The following is a 23,855-nucleotide window of genomic DNA, read 5'->3' on the forward strand; positions in this document are numbered from 1 at the left end:
GTTTTCCCTTCAGGGAATAACTACTGGCATTGGCAAAGGCACGATGAACTTGCCGCCAGCGGCTTCGAAATCAGCCATCTGCTCGCGGATTTCGTCAAAGAAGTTCCAGGCCAAAACCAACAGGTAATCAGGTTTGCGTTCCATGACCGCTTCGGGGGCCAATACAGGAATAAGCTTGCCCGGCGAATACAGGCCCTGTTTCAACGTGTTCCGGTCAACCAGAAAATCCAGAGTTTCCGTGCCGATATCAAAGTAGTTCAACAGCGTGTTACCCTTAGCGGGCGCACCGTAGCCAGCAATCGTTTTGCCAGATGCCTTAAGCTCGGCCAGCATGGAAACAAGGCTTTCCTGCATCGCGTGAACACGCTCGGCAAATGCTTCGTATGCCTCTTTGTTGGTCATGCCCGCGGCGTCTTCGTCGGCCAGCATATCAGCAACGATCGGCGCCGGGGTTTTGTCCAGCGCGGCGGGTTGCATGAACACGCGCATCGAACCGCCATGAACCGGCAGTTTTGTGACATCCACTACATCGAGCCCAACGGACTGGCCCAGCTTGACGACGGACAGAAGGCTGAGTTCAGAGACATGTTCGTGATAGACATTGTCGAACTCGTTGGTCTCGAGGATCATCTTGCCCCAAGGGACTTCGATGATGAAGACGCCGTCATCTGTCAACAGGTCCAGAACACCTTCGGTAAAGCCGTGCAGATCGTCGATATGGTTGAAGGTATTGGTCGTCGTGATGACGCTGGCCGGCCCTTCGGTTTCACGAATCTGCTGCGCGGTGGCGCGGTTGAAAAAGTCCACATGGACCCGAACGCCCCGTTCGCCGGCAATCTTGGCAAGGTTGGCCGCCGGGTCGATGCCCAATGTGCGCCCGCCCTGATCATTGGCATGGGACAGCATCAGACCGTCATTACAACCGATATCAATGATCAGCCCACCTTGCGCACGCTCTACCGCGACCGAGGCGAGTTCGGCGAAATGTGTATGCATTGTTGCCGCACCGGACGGGACATAAAGATAGTCCGTAAAGAAATCAGCAGGCACCTGATCTGCAACCTGGATCAAGCCACAATCCAGACAGGCCTGAGTATTCAGCGGGAAAGCCGGTTGCGGAACATCCTTTTGCTCGGGCCGTGCGAACATATTGGCGGGCGGGTGATCGCCCATCGGCAGCACAAGCATAAGGTTGGTAGACCGGCAGGTCCGGCAGGTCGTGCGAACAGACGTATTGATGCTTTGATCGTTCATCAGACCAGTGCTCCTTGGAATTTCAATGCAAATTCTTCAAATTTTGCATGCATATAATCGATTTGCGCTTGTATCAGACCATGGTGACAAGCCAGCAGGATACCCCCGCGCATAACCGCATCGGAATTGGGATAGCCCGCGGGATCTGCTCGGTATTCTACTTGCTTCATGGCAGGCTGACGCAGAATGTTTCCGGTAAAGACGGGCCGAGTTTGAATGTCCGAAGTCTCAAGGAATATCTGCATCTCGCGCCGTGTGAATGGGGCACCTTCGCGCAATGTCAGCGGGAAGGCCAGCCAACCGGTGCGCGAGTTCGGCAGTTGTTCAGGCAGGATGAACCAGTCTTCATAGCGGGCAAAAAAGGCGCGATGAGCAGCGAAGGCCTCTTCGCGCACGCGGATGTTGTTGTCCAGTTTGCTCAGCTGCACCAACCCGAATGCCGCGCTGATTTCCGAAGGTTCAACGTTATAGCCAAGATCCTCGAACAGAAATTTGGCATCATACTCGATCCCGTCCAGTTTGACGTTGAACCGGTTCTCGATGGCCTCGGATTCCACAAACAGCGAGGACGACCGCCCCCAGGACCTCAGCAAAAGCGCCTTGCGGCCAAGCTCTTCGTCATTCACGCACAACATGCCGCCATTCCCGGCGCCATTGATGACGTGGCTGCCGTAAAAGCTGGTGGTAGAGACGTCGGAATAGACGCCCGTGCTTGTACCGTCGATGGTTGCGCCCAGCGTGTCAGCGCTGTCTTCAATTACCTTCAGACCATGCGCATCGGCCAGCTCGCGGATACGGCGCCAATCTGGCAGGTTTCCGATCAGTGACGGGATCATGACGGCAGATGTATTTGGCGTAATCATGCGTTCGATCGCGTCTACGTCGATATTATAGGTCCCGACCGCGGCATCCACAAAGGTCGGGATCAGGCCCTGACGGACAAGCGGAGCAACCGTCGTGGCAAAAGTCAGGGCCGGAGTGATAACTTCGCTGCCCTTTGGCAAGTCCAGAATCTCGACCGCGAGATAGTTCGCCGATGACCCCGAGTTCACCATGATGCCGTGGCGTTTGGAAAACAAAGCAGCCACTTTTTCCTGCATCTCGCGCACTTTGGGGCCCATCTGGGTGGACGTTTTCAGAACTTCGACAACCGCGTCGATCTCTTCCTGGCCATGCACGGTTTGACCGTAATTCACTCGCATTATTCTTTTCTCCTCAATAACCCGCTATTGCGCGGCGACCGGAGCCCGGTCGAAATCCCGTGAAGACATCAGGTCACTGTAGAACCCGATCTGATTGTTTGTGATCCCACCCATCTCCGCACCGGCGGCATGGGCCTTGTACCAGTCTACTGTCAGGCGAACGGCTTCGGGCAATGTCAGTTGCGGACGCCAACCCAATCCCGTTTGCGCCTTAGTGCTGTCCAGTCGAAGAATACCTGCCTCATGCGGCGCGGCAGATGTCTGTTCAGCAGACGCCATCGAAAACTGTGGAGCTCCGTCGCCCCAGGCATCCTGCATCAAGGTTGCCAACTGCCGGACATCCACCGTCCCCGACACATCAGGGCCAAAATTCCAGGCGCCAGCAAAGCTTTGCCCATCCCGATACATTCGCGCGGCCAAGGCCAGATAGCCCGACAGCGGTTCAAGAACATGCTGCCAGGGGCGCACGCTGAGCGGGTTGCGGATAACCACCGGTTCGCCCGCCTCGGATGCGCGGATCACGTCGGGGATAAGCCGATCTTCGCCCCAGTCGCCCCCTCCGAACACATTCCCGGCCCGGACTGTTGCCAGTTGCGGCCCATCCGCTGATGAAAAGAAGGAATGACCATAAGATTGCGCCACAAGCTCGGTACAGCCTTTCGAGGCGCTATACGGGTCCCTGCCGCCCATCGGATCGTTTTCGCGATAACCCCAGGTCCATTCCTTGTTGTCGTAACATTTGTCACTGGTGACAACGACCACCGCCTTCAACGAGCGCATCCCCAAAGCGGCATCCAGAACATGGGCGGTTCCAGATACATTGGTCGCAAAGGTTTCGGCAGGATCCCTATAGGACCGGCGCACCAAAGGCTGTGCAGCCATGTGGAACACGATTTCAGCGTCCACCCCTGACAGTGTATCCAGCACCGCCTGACGATTGCGGATATCCGCGATCCGGCTGTCGGTCAGCCCGTCAACACCGCAGGCGTCAAAGAAGCTGTGCCCCTTTTCGGCCGGCAGTGACAGGCCTGTCACCTCTGCCCCCAGACGCCTCAGCCATGCACAAATCCACCCGCCCTTGAATCCGGTATGCCCGGTCACAAGAACACGGCGGCCGGCAAAAACGCCATCAAACTGAGAATTGACCTGCCCGCTCACGGTTCACCTCATATCGCCAGAGCAGGGTAGCTCTTGCCCGAACCTTCGTTGAAATTAAGCCAGGGCGGCGTTTCACCTTCGCACAGACCGTCCAGGGTATTCCTGTCGCGCAGGGTATCCATCGGGTGCCAAAACCCATCATGGCGATAGGCCATCAACTCTCCGTCGCGGGCCATCTGGGTCAGCGGGGTCTGTTCCAGCGGCTCATTGTCATCAACCATATAGTCCAAGACGCCCGGCTCGAAGACGAAGAAGCCGCCATTGATCCAGGTTTCGCGATTGCGGACCTTTTCGGTGAAGGCGTCAACCCTGTCGCCCTTGAGCTCGATGTTACCAAACCGCGCCGGGGGCTGAACCGCAGTTACGGTCGCCAGCTTGCCGTGTGATTTGTGGAAATCAATCAGTGCATTGATGTCGATATTTCCCACGCCGTCCGAATAGGTGCACATGAACGGCTCATCAGGAGTCAGCCAATCTTTGAGCCGACGGATACGACCACTGGTCATGGTATGCGCACCGGTGTCGACCACTGACACATTCCACCCGCCCGGAGCAGAAGGGACCAGTTGCAATTCCCCAGTGTCCAACGATACCGATATATTGTTGGCGATCAGGTGATAATTGGCAAAGAACTGCTTCAGCAGCAATGCTTTGTACCCGGCAGCCACAACAAAATCACGATGCCCGAAATGGCTGTAGATATCCATCACGCGTGCGATGATCGGACGCCCGCCCACTTCAACCATGGGCTTGGGAATGGAAACCGTTTCTTCGGCCAGACGCGAGCCTAGTCCACCAGCCAGAAGTACCGTTTTCATTGTCTATCCTTCCTTTATTCGATCAATAGAATTGATGGTCATGTGAATGGGCCCGCCCAGGAAAAATATAGGCAGGTTGAGTCGCGCAGGCACTGGTCATTGTTCAGCCCCTGCAGCTTTCAAGTATACCACACCTTGGCCGTAGCGGTTGTTCAGACCTGATAATTCGACTGGGCGGTAGTTGTTTGCCCGCGCATAGCTCAACAATGGGGCTTCCAGAACGGAATCGTATCCAAGCAGGAAAGCCGAAGGCGGGTTATCTGCAAACAGAGCCGGTAAGTCTTCGGCGCCTGCCATCACGTATTTGCCGGCAAGTTCCGGATCCGTGAAGGGTGCAATTCGGTAAGCGAATGGCCCCGTTGCAAATTCTGGATAAACGCTCAGGCCCGCCTCAAGCGGATAGATCGGCAGCAAAGTCGCGACCGGACCATCAGGCAGTGCACTGCCTGCCACCGCATCCCGAAGGACAGCACCGGAACCGGCAAAACGGGCCGAGGTGAACTTCGAAGGCTCTGTCAGCGAGACCAGGCCCATCCCGATACGCGGGAGTCCCAGGATGACCATCAAGACAATACCTGCCGCAAGCACAGGCACTGCCTCGTGCCGCCGTGGCGGGTCAAGCCGACGGAACAGAACCGCGAGCAGCAGAGGCAGACAGACCAGTGGCTGAATATAATATTGCGGAAAACCGGGCGTTGGGACAAAAGCCATCGAGGCAGTCAAGATAATGATCGCCAGAACAACACCACCATGCCGCAGTTGCGAGGGCTGCATTTCGTCGACACGCGCACCACCACGCAGGATAATCCAAAGCACGGACAGAATGGCCATAACCATCACCAAGCCCACTCCGGCAACCCATGCCGAATGGGCCAGCATCAACTTGCCCGACAATCCCAGGGCCAGCCCCGGTTCTGTTGCGGCGTTGGCTTCCCAATAGGCGACATGTGGTCCGGTGTGAAACCCCAAGACATGCGCCAGAAAGACGCCCGGATCAGCGAGCAGGAAGGCAAACAGGGGCAAGGCCCCGATCAACCCTCCGATCAGCAGCGGCAGAACCACGGCTTTCAGTCGTCGTGCCATCGAAACATCCGCAGGCAACAAGAATGCGGCAAGAGCAATCGGCGGAATAAACAGTACCGCACTGACCTTCATCCCCGCCGCAATAGACAATGCGACGCCCGATAGGACCAGCGTCAAAAATCGCGGCGCGGGCTTTGACGTCTCGATCAAAAACAGGCCAAGCCCGATGACCGCAAATGGCAATGGCAACAGATTGTTGGTTGCGGCCATACCGGCACCGGTCAGAAACAGCTCGCATGTCACGATGCCGATAACTGAAAAGACAGCGAGAACCGGCGATCCCGACAAGCGCAGCGTTACCCAGCCAGTCGCCGCGATCAATCCAAGCCAGGCCAGAAACAGGCCGATCCGAGCGGACCCCAACAGGCCGAACTCATCGAAAAGAATGCCGGACCCAAGGTAATACCACGCCGAATAAGGGACGTGATTGTAGAAGAAGTCCGAATAGAGCTCCCACTCTCCGAGCAAACGCGCCGGAGGGACGAACATCAGCTCATCCCGGCGCAGATCATAGGTCATCAGGCGGCCGAACAAACCGGCAATCAGCAACACAAGCCCCAGACCAGCGGTCACGATCCCAACCATAGCACCCATGCGCGTACTTGACGGGGTGGTGCCCTTAAAGCTTGATATTCTCGCATCGCTCATCTCAGCCCCTCCGATCCAACGCCTGACCCCGGCCAAGCGCACGCGAAATCATGAGGTAAGACAATATGACAACCGGCCCCAATGCGACCGCCTGTGCCAGATAGGGATCAAGCCCAACCTGCATCAAACCGCGCAAAAGCAGCGCATTCACAAAATACAGCACGACATAAGACATCGCATATAGCGGGAAACGGCGGTATCCCTGCACGCCAAAGACAAACCGGGCGTGGATACAAAAATTCCAGATCACACCCAAAATAAACTGAAGCAGAAGCGCAAGCTGTGGATGCATGCCCGCAAAAATCAAAAGGGCAAACACGCTGTAGCCAAACGCCGTGTTGATCAGGCCGGCCCAGATAAACCGTACCACCTGCGCACGTTCTTCTGACGGCGCGAAAGCCGAGCGTATATTAAGCCTCGCCATCAAATGTTGGCCCTTTCGGCGGAAATATTAAACACAGAAACCAAATTCGGCAAAATAACCGACACTAGAAAACAATTCTTAATCAGCTGCCAGCGGGCAACAGTTCCGGGTTTTCTCCTTCAGACTGGCTGACTGCATTTGCTGCGTTTGTGCCAGCGCTTTTGAAAATGGGCTTAGACGAGAATTCCGAGATCGGAACCGGACGCAGGCCATTTGCACCATACCCTGGCACCAACTCTTTCAGCAGGCGTTTGGCAGCCAGTTCGTCACCTTCTGCCGCAGCCTGTTCCAGTTTCCGGATCATGGCGCGCAGGCGGGCAACAGGAATGCCCTCGGGCCGTGCGGACCCGACGCCCGGAATGCCACATTCGTGGCGCTTCTCAGACGCATCAAACAATTCCTCGAACAGCTTTTCGCCTGGACGAATTCCAATGAATTCGATGTCGATATCCTCATAAGGCTTTAGCCCGGCAAGGCGGATCATCCGTTCTGCCAAATCCACGATCTTGACCGGCCGACCCATATCCAGAACGAATATCTCTCCGTGGCTGCTTTCCATTTTCAACCCGCTTGCGGCCGCAACCAGAGTCAGTTGCACGGCCTCACGGATGGTCATGAAGTACCGTTCCATCCGGGGATCGGTCACGGTCAGCGGACCACCGTTCGAGATTTGACGTTGAAACAGCGGGATCAGTGAGCCCGACGACCCCAGAACATTGCCAAACCGTACCGAGAAGAACCGGGTTTCTTCCTCGGTTCCGTTGGTTACACGGTCCTGCGCCTGAACGTAGAACTCAGCAACGCGCTTGGTTGCACCCATCACATTGGTGGTGTTTACAGCCTTGTCGGTGGAAACCTGCACCATCGCGATAGCACCATAGTTCCGGGCCGCATCCGCGACGTTACGGGTTCCGATCACATTGGTCAAAACGCCCTCGCAGGGGTTCATCTCAACCATCGGAACATGCTTCAGGGCGGCGGCATTGAACACCAGCTCGGGGCGATGACGTTCAAAGATGTCATTCACACGCGACGCATTGCGAATGCTTGCGATATACATCCGCCGGGGAACATCTGGAAAGTTCTGCGACAAATCCATGTCGATGGAATAGGCGTTGAACTCGCAATGGTCGATCATCACCAGTTCCGCCGGATCGAAAGAGGCTATCTGACGTGCCAGTTCGCTACCGATCGAACCACCGGCACCGGTCACCAATACGCGGCGCCCACGGAACATCTCGCGCAACATCGAGCGTTCGACAGCTTTTTGTGGCCGCTCGAGAATTTCTTCCGGGTTGATAATACAACCGTTGGCCGCATCCTGGCCTTCTTCCCCAAGACCCGGCACGCGTGAGACAGCGATACCGTTGGATTCACACCAGCTGGTCAGCTTGCGGATGCCGTCACTTTCAAAATGCGTGATCGGTTCGGTCAGGAACAAGCGTCTGGGCAAATGATCCCAGGCTTTAAGCCGCTCGACCACGCGATCGGCATCCAGAAGAGATCCGATAATCTGAACATCGTGGAAATACAGCCCCATGGTATTGCGCGCATCGTCAATAATGCCCACCGGCTGATACTTGGAATGCGTATTCCGCAAAGACCTGACAAATAGATCACAACTTGCACCCGTGCCAACCAAAAGCACCGGAACCTTGTCCTGATGTTCGGCCATCAACCGCGCATTCTGGCGATTCAGCTCACGGCTGCGGGCAACTACACGCAGGGCACTGAGCAGAAGGATCATCAAGCCAAGCTGAATAATGAAGGCCGCGAAGGGTACAGCCTTGGTTACTTCGAAAACTGCACTGGCAGCCATGAGGCACAGGACCAACATTGTCGATCCCCGCAGGATCAGACGAATGTCTCGCAATGACGTCGAGCGTGTGTGGCGCCGGTACATGCCCGCAAGCGGGAAAACCGCCAGTCCAATCAGGCTGGACAAGAGCATCAGCGGGAACATGGCTGGCGCCATCTGTTGCGCTACCGTTCCACCATTCGCAAGATTGATTGCCACTACGGCTGAGAAAGACGAAGCAACAATGTCTCCAAAGACTAATCGATGATTGGCACGCAACTCACTAACAATCTGCGTTTGCCAGCAATGAAAACCCGAAACCATTTACCTCACCCCTTTATCTCATCACCGGCTCAATTCCGGTCGAGAATTACTCGTACATCGTTACCCAACAGGATCCTGCAGCATCAAAACATTGCCACAGCTCCCAACTGATCACTCACAGACCGCTTGCAGCTGTCCTATATAAACCAAAGGCTCGCGATCAGATGATCAACCGAAAGCCTTGTACCCGTATCTTTGTTTTGCCCCCTTCACTTGAGCTTGTCTCAATCGCCCAAGTTGAACACACTCACTTCACTCGTTAATAATAATAATTCGCGCAAGTAACAAAATTGTTCCTCTGGTTCGCCGGTTAGCGCAATTTCTTCAATCTCCTTCAACGCTAACATACGTTTCCGCGCCCTCAAAAGTAATTTCTTCACACTTCATTAACGAATTGCAGCGTTTCCTGAAGTACTCTTTGACTGATATTTTGCTGAGGGTTGCAGAATTTCCTCCCTGTTTCGGCTGACTTGAGCGCCGATTGACCTAGCGTAAACAAGAGAAATGCTAATCTCACGGGGAAAATTACAGTCATTTTCTCAATCCGATGAAATCTTCGGGGGCCGCTGTCCGGGTCTCAATATTGCCCAATCGATCCACAATAAGCCCCTATCGGGGCATTGTGAACCAAGACGCAACAAAGATGACAACTCCTTTCGGCCAATCCTCTAATGAGTCGCAGGCCGGTTTTCCTGACAAAGGCTTTGTGAACTTGGCGCATGCTTGGAAAAATTTCCGCATAGTCAGGGTGCCGGTCAGCTCTGCCGCTTGAATCGAGAATCGATTTGGGATCAACTCTGCCCAGACTTCGTATCAGTGCGCCGGAACTTGGATCCGGCCAACAGGATGATCCGGAGAGATGTTGGTTCTTGGTTTGATATTCGTAGTTTTCAGCTACAGTTCTTGGGTTTGAATATGAACAGATTTCTCGAAATACTGTGTTGCCTGATCGCGGGCACGATCGCGCTGCCCTTTTTTCTGGCGGGTTGTGTGATTGTGCTGTTTTCGGTCGGGCGACCTTTGTTTTTTGGCCAACGGCGGGCAGGCTGCAATGGGCGCGTCTTTCGCATCTGGAAGCTGAGAACAATGTCCAACACACGCGATCAAAGCGGGGCTTTGCTGCCAGATTCGGAACGTCAGACAAAAACCACCAAGCTTCTGCGCCGCGTAAGGCTGGATGAGATGCCCCAGCTTGTGATCATCTTGCGCGGAGATATGGCCCTTGTTGGCCCCCGTCCCCTGCTTCCCGAAACCATCGAAGAGTTTGGAGACAATGGGCGGGTGCGCTGCACGGTTCGGCCCGGCCTGACAGGGTGGGCTCAGGTCAGCGGCAATACCGCGCTTTCAAATGACGAGAAGCTAAAGCTGGATCTATGGTATGTCGCGCACCGGTCACTGTCGCTTGATCTGAAGATATTGTTCGAAACCATTATGGTAGCCTTGGCCGGAGAGCATAAACGCCCTGACCGAATTCAGGCCGCAGACAACTGGCTGGACAGCCGAAAGGAGACACCTGCATGAAGACGGTATTTGTGGGGGCGGTCGAAGGATCGCATGTCGCCTTATCCGCCATATGTGCCCGAGGGTTTGTACCGGATTTGGTGGTGACACTACCGCCGGACTTGTCCCACCGGCACTCTGATTTTGCAGATCTCAAACCCACTGCAGATCGGTATGATATTCCTGTCCACTATACGGCCAAAAGTGACTCGGCCGGAACAATCAAAACCATTCAAGCCGTAAAACCTGATCTGATACTGGTCATCGGGTGGTCTCAGATATGCGGGCCGGAATTTCGGGCCCAGGCAAAGATCGGATGCGTCGGGTTTCACCCATCCGCTCTGCCCCGTCTGCGCGGACGCGGTGTGATCCCCTGGACTGTCATATTGGGCGAAACCGATGTAGGCGCGTCATTGTTCTGGCTTGGCGAAGGGGCCGATGACGGCCCGATTGCGGCGCAAGCTCGATATGCGGTCGATCCCGACACGGTAACAGCGCGCGAGCTGTATGACCGGGCGCTTCAGGCCCTGACGCAGCTGCTGCCTCAGCTTTTGACACAAATCTCCGAAGGTGACATACCGGCGGCGCCGCAACCGGAAACCGGGATCAGCCTTTGTGCGCGGCGGCGGCCCGAGGACGGCTTGATCGACTGGACCAGACCGGCGGCAGAGATTAACCGGTTGATACGCGCAGCCGGGCCGCCCTATCCCGGCGCTTACACGTATTCTGCATCCGGTGAGAAACTGATCCTGCTGGGCGTACAGAACACTCCCTTGCAAGGCTATTATATTGGCCTGCCCGGCCAGATACAGGCTATCGACGGAGACCGGTTTACGGTCGCCTGTGGGGATGGGAAATGTCTGGACATCACACACTGGACAGGCACGGATGCGCCGCTCGAACAGCACTCAAAGCTCAGGAATTCCGAATGACATCGCTGACACCTTTTGACGGACAGGACGGACCGGTACTTGTGGTCGCCCCGCACCCCGATGATGAAGTATTGGGGGCTGGTGGCACCATCGCCCGTCTGGCGGATGCCGGTCGCGCGGTCCATGTCGCGATTGTCACAACGGGCCGGTCACCCCGATTCAGCACGGAACAGATCGCTAATGTACAAGCCGAGGCGCGTGCAGCACATGATCATCTTGGTGTGGCACATACGCATTGGCTGGATTTCCCTGCCGCCGAACTGGCCGAACACCCCCACGGCGACCTGAACGCTGGCCTGGGAACTCTGATCCGTGACCTCGACCCAAGTGTTATTCTTGCGCCACATCCCGGCGACATCCATCTGGACCACCAACTGAGCTTTCTTTCGACTTTGGTGGCAAGCCGACCCTATCAGGATAAATACCCAACAACGATCGCGGCCTATGAGACGCTATCCGAGACCAACTGGAACGCGCCATATCTGACGCCGCCCTTCATCCCGAACATGTTCGTGGACATTTCGGATACCTTGGAACGTAAACTTGACGCCTTCCAGCTTTTCGCCAGCCAGGTCAAACAACCGCCGCATGAACGCTCGGTTCAGAGCCTGAGAGCGCTGGCAACCTTGCGTGGCGCGACGGTTCACCGGGCCGCGGCTGAGGGCTTTGTGCTGGTCAGAACGGTCATCTGACGGTCCTGGCCTGATCGCTTGGCTGGGATCAGCGCATCCACGCGTCGGACCAGAGTTGGAACATAAAGACCGTCCACAGTTGGGCCCCCCAGTTGCGTTTGCCTGATTGGTGCTCGGCCCAGCACTTTTCCAGCGCGGCCTTGTCCACAAAACCCTCAAGCCCGTTGCCATCCAGTAGAATGCTGGAAACGCGCGATTTCAGGGGCCCGCGCAGCCAAGCGTTGAGCGGTATACCAAACCCGCGCTTTGGCCGGTCGTACAGCGATTGCGGAACCCGCTTTTTCAACAGCTCGCGTAATGCCACCTTGCCAATCTTCCCATCGCACCGAAGCGATGCCGAGGAGCGCCAGGCGGCGGTGACAACGCGGTAATCCAACAACGGCGCGCGCATTTCAAGGCCCACCGACATCGACGTGCGGTCAGCTTTCACTAGAATATCATCCGGCAAATAATAGAGTGAATCCAATAACATCATACTGTCCAACCGGCTCAGCCCAGCGGGCAAATCATGCTTTCCGATCTCATTGCCCAGCGGAATGCCGGCCTTTCCAAGCATTCCGGAGGACCAGATCGAAAACTGGGCTTGATACCGGCACTGGAACTCGCGCCCCTGCAGAACCGGTGCAAGCTTGGCCAGACGGTCAGCGCTTAGATCGTCGCGCATGCTGCTTGGGGCGAATGGCCTAAGGACAGGGACCAGGGCGCTCAGAACCGATTGCGGCGCCTGCGACAGGGCCTGAATTGCCAGGTCTGGCATCTTGCCTTTCAGACGTTCAAAGGCCTGCATCCGAACATAGCGGGCATAGCCACCAAACGACTCGTCGCCGCCGTCGCCGGACATGACGACCTTAAGCTGCTGACGCGCCAGTTGCGAAACCAGCAGGGTCGGTAGTTGCGACGGGTCGGCGAAAGGTTCGTCAAACACCTGCGGCAAGCCCTCAATGGCTTGAAACGCCATTTCCGGAGTCGCCGTCACCTCGTGATAATCCGTCCCAAGATACTCGGCGATGGCCTTTGCATGGTCAGCTTCGTTGGTGTCCTCATCATCGAAACGCACGGTAAAGCTGGGCACTTTCCTGTTCGACTGCTCTTGCATCATCGCGGTGATCAGTGACGAGTCGATACCGCCCGACAGGAAGGTCCCAACCGGCACATCCGCAACCATCCGTTCGCCCACAGCACGCAGCAGTTCGGATTCAATCTCGGCGATTGCCGTTTCATCGTCAGGATAGGGGTTTGCGCGCGCCTCGGTGACTACGGCCTCGATATCCCAGAACCGCTCGATCCCTTGCAGAAGCGCGTCCAGCGAGGCCGGAGGCGCATCTAGTTTGACCTCAACCATAGAGCCTGCGGGCAGTTTCAGGACATTCGGGTAAATCGTGCGCGGGGCTGGGATGTATCCAAGCCGAAGAAACGATCCCAAGGCCGCGCGATCCACCTCTGCCGCTCCGAAATCAGGATGCGCGCGCAGCGACTTTAATTCGGACCCAAACAGAACGGTTTTCCCGGCCAGACCCAGATAGAGAGGTTTTTTGCCAATCCGGTCCCGCGCCAGTGTCACCGTCTGGGTTTTGCGGTCGAACACAGCAATGGCAAACATCCCGTGCACGCGATCCAATGTCTTGCGGATGCCCCAAAGCTGCATCGCCGCCAGCAAAACTTCGGTATCGGAGGTACCCCTGAAGTTTATGCCCAGATCCTGCAATTCCTGACGCAAGCCCAGATAGCCATAGATCTCACCGTTGAAGACGATGGTGAACCGTCCATCGGAGGACTCCATCGGCTGCACACCGGTTTCCGACAAATCAATAATGGCCAGACGCAAATGCCCCAGGGCCACACCCTGATCGGGGTCCACGAACAACCCGGTTCCATCAGGACCACGGTGTTCAATCGACTGACACATCCGGCCCAAAACGGATGAGGCCTGAGACCGATCAACGGTGCCAAAGTTGATAAATCCGGTGATGCCACACATCGCTCAGATCCCCTTCTGTTCTGGCTGAGAGGCAATCTTTTCGGGATCAAGACTGCCGCTCTCCAAAATGTTCCGATACTGCGCGGCAACGCGGTCAAGCTGGTAGGTATTGGCCACAATCGCCCGGGCTTTTTCTCTTTTTTCCAGATACGCCGGGGCCGACCAATTTGCGGCATGGACCAAAGCGTCTGCCAGCAATTCCGCGTTGCGGGGCGGTACGATCAATCCGCAGTCGCGAATGATCACCGCCGCATCACCCACATCCGTCGACACAACGGGGTGGCCATAGCTCATCGCTTCGACAATAACATTCGGAAACCCTTCGGTTCGGGATGAAAGCACCAGCGCATCAATCCGTTTGTAGAATGCAGCCATATCATGCAGGTCGCCGCACAGCTCTACATTGTCCGCAGTCAGGTTATTGCGCGCCAGCAATGATTGTACTTCGGAGTTTTCAGGCGACATATTCTCTCCGGCCGCGATGATGCGCAGATCGGGGACTGACCGCAGCGCCAGGGACAGAGCCTGGAAAAGGGTTTCGTGATCCTTCTGTGGATGAAACCGCGCCGCAATCCCGAAAACCCTGGGCGGATCGTTCCGCACCAATTTCACTTGCGGCATGATCAGACCGTTCGGAATGACGCAAGACCGCGCAGCAGCAAACCCGTTCTTCGCGTGCTGATCCAATGCGCGTTGCGAATTATAAATGATCCCCGCGCACCTGCCCGACAAACGCCGACACAGGTCCACCGCAATCCGTGTGCTGCGCGTGAACGAGCTGGTGTCGTCCAAAGCCTGCCTCACCGTCCAGTAAATTGGCACCTTTCGACCTGATATCCAGCTGGCAATCAGCCCGATGACCATCGCATGGTACATCCAGCACAGAACCGCCTGCGGTTTATACTGACGGATAAGACGCGATATCTGCAATATCGCGCGGGGCATGGACGACAGTGATCTGGCATTCAATCCGATCAGAACGGCGTTTGGATTTGCACATTGGCTTTTGATCCTGTCCGAAACCTCCGTCAGCGACACCACCAATACCCGATCCCCGGATTTGGCAATCAGCCGCGCCAGCATCGCCTGGGCCCCGCCCTGACCGGAAAAATCGGTGATGACATGCATGATCATCCGTTCAACACCCGAAACTCACTAACCTGATCCGGCGGCACATGCCGGGTCGGAACCTTCAGACACGCGCCCTGGATGCGGCGGTGTGAACTGCCTATGCACGCGCCCGATCTCCGATTTGGCGTACAAATTCTGCCAGACCGGTGATGTCTTGATGCGACCAGGTCGGATCAACCAGAAAAGCAAGGCTGGTTTCACCAAGCTCTTTCGCCACCGGCAAGGGATCAACCGGGCCGACACCAAGGCGTGCGAACATCTCTTCTCTATATATTTCAGAACAACTGCCCGAGAACACGGGGAAACCCGCCTCAGAAATCTCAGCTATGATGCGATCCCTGCTCCAACCCGAGGCCAGATTCTCTGGTCTTATGAACGCATAAAACCGGTAATAGGCGTGTGTCAGCCCGGCAGGTGGAACAGGTACCCGAAACGCAGCGCATCCGGATAGAGCTTCCGCCAAAATCTCGGCATTTCTGGTTCTATGGGCGCGCCACCCGTCCAATTTCGCCAGCTGAATGCGCCCGATGGCGGCGGAAAGCCCGGTCATCCGCAGATTGGTGCCCGGCTGGCCACTATGTAGCCAGCGAAACCCCGGAGGGTGGCTTTTGTTAAACACCTGTTCATAGTTTTTACCGTGATCCTTATAACTCCAGACCTTGGACCACAATTCATCATCATTGGTGATCAGCATTCCGCCTTCGCCGCCGGTTGTGATGATTTTATCCTGACAGAAAGAATACGAGCCGCAGGTGCCAAAGGTTCCCACGTGCTGGTCACCGATCATGGCACCATGCGCCTGCGCGCAATCCTCGATCACCCAGAGGTCCCGACTGCGCGCCAGATCCATGAGACCCGCCATATCCGATGGCCACCCGGCCAGATGGACTGCGATAATCCCCACGGTCTTGTCGGTCAGAACCGGTGCAATCGTTTCTGCGGTGATATTCTGGCTCTCGCGATCCACATCTGCAAATACCGGCTTGCCACCGGCCAGAAGGATCGAACTGGCAGACGCGATAAAGCTACGCGGTGTGACGATAACCTCGTCTCCGGGTCGGATGTTCAACGCCAGCAGCGCGGCGTCCAGAGTGACCGTGCCATTTGCCATGGCGATCGCATGCTGCGCGCCGGTATAGGCGCTGTATTCACGTTCGAACTCTTTGACATCGGGGCCGGTCCAGGCATTCACGCAACCGGATCTTAGCACTGCGCTGACAGCATCAATTTCATCTTCTTCGAAGAATGGCCATTTGGGCATCAGCTGTTTCCCTTCAGATAAGCGGCCAGAGGATAGCCGATGGAAGATGGGCCAAGCCTATTATTGCTCAAATTTAGACAGCAGGATTTCCGGATCATTTCTTTACCTCACGCCAAACCATCCGAGGAGGTCAGGCAAACTCAACAATTAACAAATTTTTGGCGGCCAGCGCCTGAATTGGAAACAAACTCCGCAGTTTCGGAAATATCTTTTTGTGCCGCGGCAGGCGAAACCTGACCTGAATCGATTGCTTATGCAAGGTTCCAGGTCACTTAACAGCGTGATTTTTCAACAATCAGGCCGCAGACAGTCAGAGGTGAAAAATAGGCAACAATCGGCTTTGGTGACAGCCCCGTTGACAGCTTCGGCGACATGGATCAGCATCGCCTCAACCTTGGTTTTTAAAGTTTGAAATGTTTCTTTGATGAGTGATTTTCCCAACACCGCTTCCGGTGCCCAGGCCGTACCTGCCGAACGTGGTTCGACAACTGGCGGACGCCCAAAAGTTCTGTTTGTCGGCAATCTTACGACCTCACTGACCAATTTTCGTTATGACCTGCTGAAAGAGCTTGCGGAACGCGCAGACGTACTTGCTTGCGCACCGGAAAATGATGCGACGACCGAAGCAGCCCTTGCCGAGATTGGCGTAACATTTCGGCAAATCCCCATGGCGCGCGCGGGGTTAAATCCATTTCAGGATCTGTCCACCCTGTTCACGCTGATCGGGATCTGCCGGGAAATACGGCCCGATATCGTCTTTGCCTATACGATGAAGCCGATCATCTTCAGCGGCCTTGCGGCGCGGTTGACCGGCGTTCGGCGGCGGTTCGCGATGTGTACCGGGTTAGGTTATGTATTTGCGGATGCCGAACTGACCCTGCGCCGAAAAGTGCTAAGAGCGGTGGCGACAGGCCTTTACCGGATCGGATTGAAAGGTGCCGACGAGGTGCTGGTTTACAACTCGGTCGACGCCGAAGAGTTTCGCAGCAGACGGTTGATGGCGAAAAAGGCCGCGCTGTCGATTGTGCCCGGTTCTGGCGTCAACCTCGCCAGATACGCAAAATCCAACCCGCCCACAGATCCGCCTGTTTTCCTGATGATCGCGCGCCTGCTGCGTGACAAGGGCGTGTTCGAATATGCCGAGGCCGCCCGGCAACTTAGGGAACAATTCCCTGATGTTCGTTGTCAGCTTTTGGGTCCGCTGGATGACAATCCGGACTCGGTCAATGCACAGCAGCTCGAAGAATGGGGTCAGCAGGGGCATATCGAGTATCTGGGCGAAACCAACGATGTTCGGCCATTTCTCAAGGAATGTTCGGTCTTCGTATTGCCCACCGTCTATCGTGAGGGCATCCCCCGCGCCATTCTTGAGGCGATGTCGACAGGGCGCGCCGTCATTACGACCGATGCCCCGGGATGCGCCGATGCGGTCAGCGACGGGGAAAACGGGTTTATCGTCCCCAAACGCAATCCAGAGGGGCTGGCGGATGCGATGAGAAAATTCGTTGAAGACCGCAGCCTGATCGAATCCATGGGTCAGGCCGCGCGGGCGCGTGCCGAGCAAGAGTTCGACGTCGCCCGGATCAACACGATCCTGCTGCGGAAAATGGGGCTGATCGACAGCGATACCACCCTGCCCTCGACTGCCACCGACTGATCCGCGCCCATTCTAAGCCGACGTCTGATCCGAGAAACTGCGCCACCCGCGGCTAAGACCCGGATCAATCGCATCAAGCTCGGCAACGTCAGGCCTATAGAAATCGGCCATTTTCTGCGCCAAAGCATCGGGCAATTCAGGGTATTCCACCTGCCGCGCCACCGCTTTGCGAATGGCCTTTAACGGCCCCGTATGCCGGATCGGGTCAAGCAACGGTCGAAGCGGCGCCAGAACCCGCCTCAGAGGCAAGGGCACGATTGGCGTATTTTTGTTTTTGACCCGCTCTTCTAGTGGCGGCTCCACGACGCCGGAATAACCGATGTGTTCGGCGACACGGCGTAAGGTTTCAACCGGTTGTGAGATCGTGTTTTCGTAGGCCAGCAACAGAATCTGATCGGTCGGAAACAGATCGTAGAAACGGCGCAGGTGATAGGCATATCTACCATTGTGCAGGAACCTTTCATCACCAGCCTTGTCAGGGTCCAGATACCGATGAATGTCGTCCCCAACAGTGCCTCTGCGAAACAGCATGCAGTAGTCGGAATAGGCCCTTCGAACCGGATCGCGCATCTGCAGGATCAACCTGACATCAGGATAGTCACGGGCAATCCTTTTGGCCGCCTCTGGATGTGTCAGATAGGTATTGCATTTTTCGCCTACGATACTCTGGTCTGAATAACCCTCGTATTGATCGCGATACCAGACCGCCCCCCGGTCATAATGATCCGAGAAATAGTGCAGCTCGGGATCCGGCATGAAAATTTGCGGTGTAGCCGTCAATGAATTCTGCAACCAAGTGGTCGCACATTTCGCAGCACCGAAAATCAGGAAATCTATTTTTCGTTCGTTCGGCAAACCCATTTTACCCCCAAAACCTTACATTTCGCATCCGGATTACGAAACCAATTCTCGGTACACGTCGGACACTTCGGCCACGTGTTTATCCAACCCAAAATTATCCTGCACATATTGGTATGCAGCCTGTGTTACCTGCTGTCTCAGGCTCGGGTCCTCAATCAGAGAGACGACCGGCTCAACAAAGGCCTCGGGGTCCTGCGGGTCTACCAGAAAACCGGTTTTGCCATGATCGATTGCCTCGACATTGCCGCCGTGCCGTGTGGCCACAACAGGCAGTCCAAGGTGCATTGCCTCGATCAAGGTGCGTCCAAATGGCTCGTTCAAGGCCGGCACAAGGGTGGCATCCATTGCGACCATGCACTTTTCAACATCCTGCCGAAAACCCATCATATGAATCTGCGCGCCCATCCCCTGTTCTCGGGCCACGTCCATGGAGCCTGAGTCCAACCCGTCATCGGGATTGAGTACTTTGCCAAACAGCAGGCCATGTACCGGCCTGTCCGCAAACTGTTTCTGAATGGCCACAAGGCTTTGGACAAAATGAACCGGCCGTTTTCGCGGTTCCAGATGGCCAAAATATCCTAGAAGAACTGCATTTTCCGGCGCACCAATTTCGTTCAGGATCATCCGACGCGCCGCGTCTGGATCCGGGCGCTGAATGCTCAGGTCGAAGGGGCTGCGGATGACCTGAAACTTTTTGTCAACCGAGCGTATCGGGCGCGAGGGTTTCGAAAAATACGACACGCTTAGGATGCGGTTCGAAAACACCGGCGCGACATAGTTAACGCCTACCGCGCGAGGATCCTGCCTGTGGTGCCAGATATGCTTGATCCCCAACCGTCTGGCCGGAAACACCCAATTCACATGCAATCGGCCCTCATTTGTGTGGACGACATCTGGCTTTTTGTCCCGCAAAAACCGGACGAGCTGGCCGTAGGTCCGGGTCCAGTATTCCGGAAAGCCAACATCCGCATCCGTTTTATTGTTTGGAGGGCCCATAAGCCTGGGGCCCTGCAATACTTCGACATTCAGACCCAGCGATTGAGCATACTGCCCGACCGACCCGGCTTCGTTGTGGCAAAGGACCAATGGTTCAAACTGATCCCGGTCCAGACAGGACGCAAGTTTGAGCGCGGAAACATGACTGCCGCCCAGATCTGCCCAACCTGCAAAGGGAAATAAAACGCGTATCTTTTTCATTCTGGCCTGCCGCCTTTTTGGCTCAGCGCCGGACATCAGAACCGCGCGCTGAACCATAAATCATTGAACTGAAATCTATTGTGTTTGCGTGACGAAGGTTCGAGAAACCGAAAGCGTATCCCCGGGGGACAAGACAGTGTCACCCGAAATCGCCGTTGCGGCTCCTCCGGCCGCGCGGGTGACCGAGTATACGATCACGATCTCTTCGACCGCATCAACCTCTTCAACAACGCCAAGCGCTGCCAGCTCGGCCTGCAGGATTTTCGCGGTGCCCAGCCGGGTCTGCAAATCCTCGAGTTCGATCTGCACCAGATTCAGCCGCACCAGCGCATTCGAGCGCGCGGTATCAAGCAACTCCAGCTCATCGCGTTGCGCGCGGTTCAGCTGTTGCCGGGCCAAGCCCAGAGCGATCTCGATATCCACGCTTTTGCTTTCCAGGTCGTTCAGCGAGTTGGACAGAGATGACACGCGGGAACTGACCGTAAGGCCCTTTTTCTGTAGTGCCAGAGCATCATCCAGATCTTTGCGCGTGATCCCGATCTGATTTGCGCGCAATTCCAGCTGCCGTTCGAGGCTATCGATCTGATCTTTGAGGGTTTCCTGTAGTTGGATGATGCGTTCACCCTGCCCTTCCCGGGCCTGTTGATCCGCTTGCAGAATCTCCCCCTGCAGACCTTGCGGGGGTTCAATTTTGGCATCACCACCGTCCGGGGTTAGTGTTGACAGATCAGCCAGCAGTCGGCGTTGTTCGGCTTGCAGAGCTTCGATCTGTTCATTGTACAGCTGAACCTCACCCTGAACCCGCAGCCCGGTAAAGTTCGTTCCTACGTCATTTTGCAACGGCAACCGGTATTCCCCGCCCGCAAGCGCCATCGCCTGCTGCGCAGTCAGTTGGGGCCGATAGGGGTACGAGCCTGGAATCTGGACATCCCCCAGAATGTATACGGGCAGATGGCCGATGACTTCGATCGCCAGATGAGGCGGTTCTGCCATCCCCACGCGAGTGCGCATCTGAGTTTCCAGCAGCAGTACCAATTCTTCGGTCGTTCGCCCTTCAGCATGAACCTGACCGGCCAGAGGCACCATCAGCATTCCTCCCGAAGAAAGCGCATATTCACCGGAAACGCCTTGCCAGTTCACAAAAGACGCGCCCACCGGATCCCAGCGCATCGCACGCAAATTGATCTTGTCCTGCGGTGCCAGAACATATTCCTCGGCCTGAAGCGCACCGATAAAACAAGCCGAAGCCGCGATCACAGAAAGCATCAGTTTTTGCAATAATTTCACGACATTCTCCTAAGTGTATTCGTTGGTCCAAACACCGGCAGGCGCGACACGCTAAGCGCAATGGCTAGGACAAAGGGTACGTTCCAGAACCGGGCATAAAAGGTCGTCGCTCCGGCAAGCAGCACGACATACATCAGCATGGCAACGATGGTCAGTGCCCCGACCGATGGCGAGCGGCCGACAGAAATGGCCATCCAGGCCAAGTATATGCTGGCCAAAATAAAGCCGACCATACCGAGCAGAGAAATCAAGCCACCTTCGGACAGAGTCAGCAAATAGGCCGAATGAACCACGATTCCCTGTTCGCTGGCCAGGCTGTACTGGTTTGCACCCAGCCCGATCAACAAAGTGCCACGGGATACCTCGAAGGCCTCTTGCAGCAGGAATAGCCGGTCAGAGAACGTGCCCGCCTGGCTAATGTCACCTGCAAGAACGGCATTCAGCACTCGTTCGCGAAAGACCTCGGGCAAGAAAAGCTCACCAAAGTTCAGGATCACCAAAACCGCAATCAACGTGCCGACGATCAGGGTCACAACATGACGCGGGGACCCGCTGCTGAGGATAATGGCGACAGTCCCCACTATGGTCACGATCAGACCAGAATTCGAACCGGTCAGGATGACGCCGTAAAACAGGATTGGCAGCCCGATCAGCCCCCAGATGCGGCTGCTTTGCTTCTGCAGGATCAGGCTAAGCAGGAAAACGATGGCCATCGCCAGCATGAGCGCGCATTCATTTGCCCGCTCGACCAGCGAAAGCATACGACCATTGGCGGATACAAACCGGTGTAGCGGGTCTTCCATGAAGTTGATTGCATAGATGCCAAACAGCACAACAATGCCCATACCAATGATAAATGCCTTCATCAGCAGGACGATCTGATCAAAGCTTCGATTGCCGATCAGGACTGGCAGTACGATCAACGAAAAGAAATACTGAACAAACACAGTCAGCAGCTCGGTCGGGTCACCGTTGATCAACGAACCTATGGTCAGGCCACCTGTGAAAAACAGGAACGAACTGTACCAGAACCCGCTTGCGGGCCCGAATATCTTAACCGGCAGCTGGCCAGTTGCCAGCATGACAAACCCAGCCAGCACAAAGAAGAAATCCGAGAGGGTGAAATAGACGAAATCCACTCTGAGATAGTTCATCGGCGCCAGGGCTACAGCCGCCATCAGGAAATAGAGAGCTGCCATGTCCACGCTTGGCAAATAGCCGATTCCATTGGTCGGCTTGCCAAAGGAAACTGATTGGGCCGATGCAGGTCTCATGGGCGCACCTGCTCCTTTCCGTGTAATGCAGGGTTCAGCAATGTACGCCGCAAGTGTAACACACACAGCCCTAGCCAGACGGAATTACACAGCACATGCGCCACAGCGGCACCGACCACACCCAAAACAGAAACCATCGGTGCGATGAGGATCAGAAACAAAATGGTGTTCAACAAACCGATCCGAACCAAGGCCCGGTCTTGCCCCAGGCTCAGCAGTGCAGGGTTCAGCAGTATCCCACCAAGATAAATACCTACCGCGATTGCCTGCACGCGCACGACCGGTACTGCGGGGGCATAATCCACGCCAAAAATCGCAGTAACGATCGGTTCCAGCATCAAGATCACTGGAATCAAGACAAGTGCAATTACCCCCCAGAACCCGGCGCTGAGACCCGTTAGCATTTTTTGCAAACGGTCAAATTCATTTCGGGCGGCAAACCGGGTGAACTCGGGATAGATCGCCTGGCTTAGCGGTCGTCCAAGACGCAGTGCAGCTTCGCCGCACCGTTTCGCGATATGGTAATATCCCACCATCGTCGGTGAAATCAGAACACCCAATATGATCACGTCCAGGCGCTGCGTGGTCTGACGCAAGATGACCGAGAGATTGCTGTTCCAAACAAAGCGCAGAAACCCGGAATTTTCACCCAGAGTTTGCTTTATTCCAAGCATCGGACGGCCATAGCCATTCCGCGACATTTCTCGCAGCCCCGCGGCAAAGGCCAGAACGCCGTCTAAAAGGCTGACAGCAACAAATATCGCGACAAAGCCAGGCAGCCCAAACCCCAGTTGCCAGGCAATCACCCCCAGCACCATCCGCACAGACGCTGCGAAAATATCCAGTTTGGCCAACAGATCGAACCGGTCGAAGGACCGCAACAAAGCCAACCCGGTTGGCCTCAGCGAAACCAGAATTCCCAGCGATGCGACCGGCAGCACCCATGCAAGATCCTGATCCAGCCCCAGCCATCCGGCGATAATCGGTGCGAATGCGATCGCAGCGCCGGCGGCCAATACGCCCCCAACCACGTCAATCAGGACCGACAGCCCGACAAGTCGGCGAAATCGTTCGCGGTCTTCTTCCTCCAGCGCAGTGCTTCCATATCTAATCACCGCCTGCCAGGGCTCAAGATGAAGGAACCGGGAAACGATTCGCGCATAGGCCTCGCCTATTGCCATTACCCCCAAGCCTGCAGCCCCAAGTGCGCGAGCGGCCACCGGCAGAAACACAAGGCCTAGCAAAGCGACTGCTATCTGAGAGGAAAAGATCCATTTCAGATTGCGCAGTAAACGCCGAAGCACAGCAGTCGGGATTGAGGTTGCGCCGGGCTGAGAGGTCATGTCTGATCCACCCGCCCGCCGCACAAACGACCG

The 23,855-nt window shown here is 55.9% G+C and carries 19 protein-coding genes; 4 read left to right on the plus strand and 15 right to left on the minus strand.

Annotation, left to right across the window (positions count from 1 at the left end; all coding sequences use genetic code 11):
• Window positions 1-9: 9 nt before the first annotated feature.
• The 7 genes from AC2FLE_RS11185 to AC2FLE_RS11215 all read right to left on the minus strand — a co-directional run bounded on the left by AC2FLE_RS11185 (window position 10) and on the right by AC2FLE_RS11215 (window position 8,550).
• Window positions 10-1,254, minus strand: coding sequence for a methyltransferase domain-containing protein (locus AC2FLE_RS11185; protein WP_496697050.1), 1,245 nt, complete (start codon window positions 1,252-1,254; stop codon window positions 10-12).
• A complete protein-coding gene (locus AC2FLE_RS11190; RefSeq protein WP_142636227.1) occupies window positions 1,254-2,456 on the minus strand; it encodes a DegT/DnrJ/EryC1/StrS family aminotransferase in 1,203 nt (400 codons plus the stop codon). Before AC2FLE_RS11190 ends, AC2FLE_RS11185 begins: the two co-directional genes overlap by 1 nt.
• Before the next feature lie 24 nt (window positions 2,457-2,480).
• The gene (rfbG, locus tag AC2FLE_RS11195; RefSeq protein WP_496697052.1) at window positions 2,481-3,614 is read right to left on the minus strand and encodes a CDP-glucose 4,6-dehydratase; all 1,134 of its coding nucleotides are present in this window, start codon (window positions 3,612-3,614) and stop codon (window positions 2,481-2,483) included.
• A gap of 8 nt (window positions 3,615-3,622) precedes the next feature.
• The gene (gene rfbF, locus AC2FLE_RS11200) at window positions 3,623-4,432 is read right to left on the minus strand and encodes a glucose-1-phosphate cytidylyltransferase (protein WP_142636222.1); all 810 of its coding nucleotides are present in this window, start codon (window positions 4,430-4,432) and stop codon (window positions 3,623-3,625) included.
• Between the two features lie 96 nt (window positions 4,433-4,528).
• Entirely contained in the window at window positions 4,529-6,163 is a 1,635-nt protein-coding gene (locus AC2FLE_RS11205) for a glycosyltransferase family protein (protein ID WP_496697054.1), read from the minus strand.
• A gap of 1 nt (window position 6,164) precedes the next feature.
• Window positions 6,165-6,587, minus strand: coding sequence for a GtrA family protein (locus AC2FLE_RS11210; protein WP_496691638.1), 423 nt, complete (start codon window positions 6,585-6,587; stop codon window positions 6,165-6,167).
• An 82-nt stretch (window positions 6,588-6,669) separates the two neighbouring features.
• Complete coding sequence (locus AC2FLE_RS11215; protein WP_496697057.1) at window positions 6,670-8,550, minus strand: polysaccharide biosynthesis protein; 1,881 nt, start codon at window positions 8,548-8,550, stop codon at window positions 6,670-6,672.
• A 1,074-nt stretch (window positions 8,551-9,624) separates the two neighbouring features.
• Here AC2FLE_RS11215 and AC2FLE_RS11220 point away from each other — a divergent pair.
• The 3 genes from AC2FLE_RS11220 to AC2FLE_RS11230 are packed head-to-tail and all read left to right on the plus strand — an operon-like array spanning window position 9,625 to window position 11,833.
• Entirely contained in the window at window positions 9,625-10,230 is a 606-nt protein-coding gene (locus AC2FLE_RS11220; RefSeq protein WP_496697059.1) for a sugar transferase, read from the plus strand.
• Entirely contained in the window at window positions 10,227-11,141 is a 915-nt protein-coding gene (locus tag AC2FLE_RS11225) for a methionyl-tRNA formyltransferase (RefSeq protein ID WP_496697061.1), read from the plus strand. Before AC2FLE_RS11220 ends, AC2FLE_RS11225 begins: the two co-directional genes overlap by 4 nt.
• The gene (locus AC2FLE_RS11230) at window positions 11,138-11,833 is read left to right on the plus strand and encodes a PIG-L deacetylase family protein (RefSeq protein ID WP_496697062.1); all 696 of its coding nucleotides are present in this window, start codon (window positions 11,138-11,140) and stop codon (window positions 11,831-11,833) included. The genes AC2FLE_RS11225 and AC2FLE_RS11230 overlap by 4 nt, the downstream gene beginning before the upstream one ends.
• 28 nt (window positions 11,834-11,861) lie before the next feature.
• Here AC2FLE_RS11230 and asnB read toward each other — a convergent pair whose 3' ends face one another.
• The 3 genes from asnB to AC2FLE_RS11245 form a co-directional block, all read right to left on the minus strand.
• A complete protein-coding gene (gene asnB / locus AC2FLE_RS11235; protein WP_496697063.1) occupies window positions 11,862-13,811 on the minus strand; it encodes an asparagine synthase (glutamine-hydrolyzing) in 1,950 nt (649 codons plus the stop codon).
• Between the two features lie 3 nt (window positions 13,812-13,814).
• On the minus strand, window positions 13,815-14,945 hold the full coding sequence (locus AC2FLE_RS11240; RefSeq protein ID WP_496697065.1) for a glycosyltransferase: 1,131 nt from the start codon (window positions 14,943-14,945) through the stop codon (window positions 13,815-13,817).
• A gap of 94 nt (window positions 14,946-15,039) precedes the next feature.
• Window positions 15,040-16,203: a DegT/DnrJ/EryC1/StrS family aminotransferase gene (locus AC2FLE_RS11245; protein ID WP_496697066.1), complete on the minus strand. Its 1,164-nt coding sequence runs from the start codon at window positions 16,201-16,203 to the stop codon at window positions 15,040-15,042.
• Window positions 16,204-16,627: 424 nt separating this feature from the next.
• Here AC2FLE_RS11245 and AC2FLE_RS11250 point away from each other — a divergent pair, with 424 nt between their 5' ends.
• Window positions 16,628-17,860, plus strand: a complete 1,233-nt coding sequence (locus tag AC2FLE_RS11250) for a glycosyltransferase family 4 protein (protein ID WP_496697068.1) — start codon at window positions 16,628-16,630, stop codon at window positions 17,858-17,860.
• A 12-nt stretch (window positions 17,861-17,872) separates the two neighbouring features.
• Here the strand turns inward: AC2FLE_RS11250 and AC2FLE_RS11255 are convergent, their stop codons facing one another.
• The 5 genes from AC2FLE_RS11255 to AC2FLE_RS11275 all read right to left on the minus strand — a co-directional run bounded on the left by AC2FLE_RS11255 (window position 17,873) and on the right by AC2FLE_RS11275 (window position 23,822).
• A complete protein-coding gene (locus AC2FLE_RS11255; RefSeq protein ID WP_496697070.1) occupies window positions 17,873-18,721 on the minus strand; it encodes a sulfotransferase family protein in 849 nt (282 codons plus the stop codon).
• Between the two features lie 33 nt (window positions 18,722-18,754).
• On the minus strand, window positions 18,755-19,918 hold the full coding sequence (locus AC2FLE_RS11260) for a glycosyltransferase family 4 protein (RefSeq protein WP_496697072.1): 1,164 nt from the start codon (window positions 19,916-19,918) through the stop codon (window positions 18,755-18,757).
• A 75-nt stretch (window positions 19,919-19,993) separates the two neighbouring features.
• Window positions 19,994-21,205, minus strand: coding sequence for a polysaccharide biosynthesis/export family protein (locus AC2FLE_RS11265; RefSeq protein WP_496697074.1), 1,212 nt, complete (start codon window positions 21,203-21,205; stop codon window positions 19,994-19,996).
• Window positions 21,202-22,479: an O-antigen ligase family protein gene (locus AC2FLE_RS11270; protein ID WP_496697076.1), complete on the minus strand. Its 1,278-nt coding sequence runs from the start codon at window positions 22,477-22,479 to the stop codon at window positions 21,202-21,204. The genes AC2FLE_RS11265 and AC2FLE_RS11270 overlap by 4 nt, the downstream gene beginning before the upstream one ends.
• Window positions 22,476-23,822, minus strand: a complete 1,347-nt coding sequence (locus AC2FLE_RS11275) for a lipopolysaccharide biosynthesis protein (RefSeq protein WP_271948781.1) — start codon at window positions 23,820-23,822, stop codon at window positions 22,476-22,478. Before AC2FLE_RS11275 ends, AC2FLE_RS11270 begins: the two co-directional genes overlap by 4 nt.
• Window positions 23,823-23,855: the final 33 nt, after the last annotated feature.

The sequence above is a fragment of the Ruegeria sp. CDSA077 genome, assembly GCF_059612265.1.

What these genes read in the sequence shown, in the direction of transcription:
- AC2FLE_RS11245 (WP_496697066.1), bottom strand. Translation starts at nt 16,203, where the DNA reads ATGCCCAAATGGCCATTCTTCGAAGAAGATGAAATTGATGCTGTCAGC.
- AC2FLE_RS11260 (WP_496697072.1), bottom strand. Translation starts at nt 19,918, where the DNA reads ATGAAAAAGATACGCGTTTTATTTCCCTTTGCAGGTTGGGCAGATCTG.
- AC2FLE_RS11190 (WP_142636227.1), bottom strand. Translation starts at nt 2,456, where the DNA reads ATGCGAGTGAATTACGGTCAAACCGTGCATGGCCAGGAAGAGATCGAC.
- AC2FLE_RS11185 (WP_496697050.1), bottom strand. Translation starts at nt 1,254, where the DNA reads ATGAACGATCAAAGCATCAATACGTCTGTTCGCACGACCTGCCGGACC.
- AC2FLE_RS11270 (WP_496697076.1), bottom strand. Translation starts at nt 22,479, where the DNA reads ATGAGACCTGCATCGGCCCAATCAGTTTCCTTTGGCAAGCCGACCAAT.
- AC2FLE_RS11205 (WP_496697054.1), bottom strand. Translation starts at nt 6,163, where the DNA reads ATGAGCGATGCGAGAATATCAAGCTTTAAGGGCACCACCCCGTCAAGT.
- AC2FLE_RS11275 (WP_271948781.1), bottom strand. Translation starts at nt 23,822, where the DNA reads ATGACCTCTCAGCCCGGCGCAACCTCAATCCCGACTGCTGTGCTTCGG.
- asnB (WP_496697063.1), bottom strand. Translation starts at nt 13,811, where the DNA reads ATGTGTGGCATCACCGGATTTATCAACTTTGGCACCGTTGATCGGTCT.
- AC2FLE_RS11220 (WP_496697059.1), top strand. Translation starts at nt 9,625, where the DNA reads ATGAACAGATTTCTCGAAATACTGTGTTGCCTGATCGCGGGCACGATC.
- AC2FLE_RS11255 (WP_496697070.1), bottom strand. Translation starts at nt 18,721, where the DNA reads ATGGGTTTGCCGAACGAACGAAAAATAGATTTCCTGATTTTCGGTGCT.
- AC2FLE_RS11225 (WP_496697061.1), top strand. Translation starts at nt 10,227, where the DNA reads ATGAAGACGGTATTTGTGGGGGCGGTCGAAGGATCGCATGTCGCCTTA.
- AC2FLE_RS11215 (WP_496697057.1), bottom strand. Translation starts at nt 8,550, where the DNA reads ATGTTCCCGCTGATGCTCTTGTCCAGCCTGATTGGACTGGCGGTTTTC.
- AC2FLE_RS11250 (WP_496697068.1), top strand. Translation starts at nt 16,628, where the DNA reads ATGAGTGATTTTCCCAACACCGCTTCCGGTGCCCAGGCCGTACCTGCC.
- AC2FLE_RS11240 (WP_496697065.1), bottom strand. Translation starts at nt 14,945, where the DNA reads ATGATCATGCATGTCATCACCGATTTTTCCGGTCAGGGCGGGGCCCAG.
- AC2FLE_RS11230 (WP_496697062.1), top strand. Translation starts at nt 11,138, where the DNA reads ATGACATCGCTGACACCTTTTGACGGACAGGACGGACCGGTACTTGTG.
- rfbF (WP_142636222.1), bottom strand. Translation starts at nt 4,432, where the DNA reads ATGAAAACGGTACTTCTGGCTGGTGGACTAGGCTCGCGTCTGGCCGAA.
- AC2FLE_RS11210 (WP_496691638.1), bottom strand. Translation starts at nt 6,587, where the DNA reads ATGGCGAGGCTTAATATACGCTCGGCTTTCGCGCCGTCAGAAGAACGT.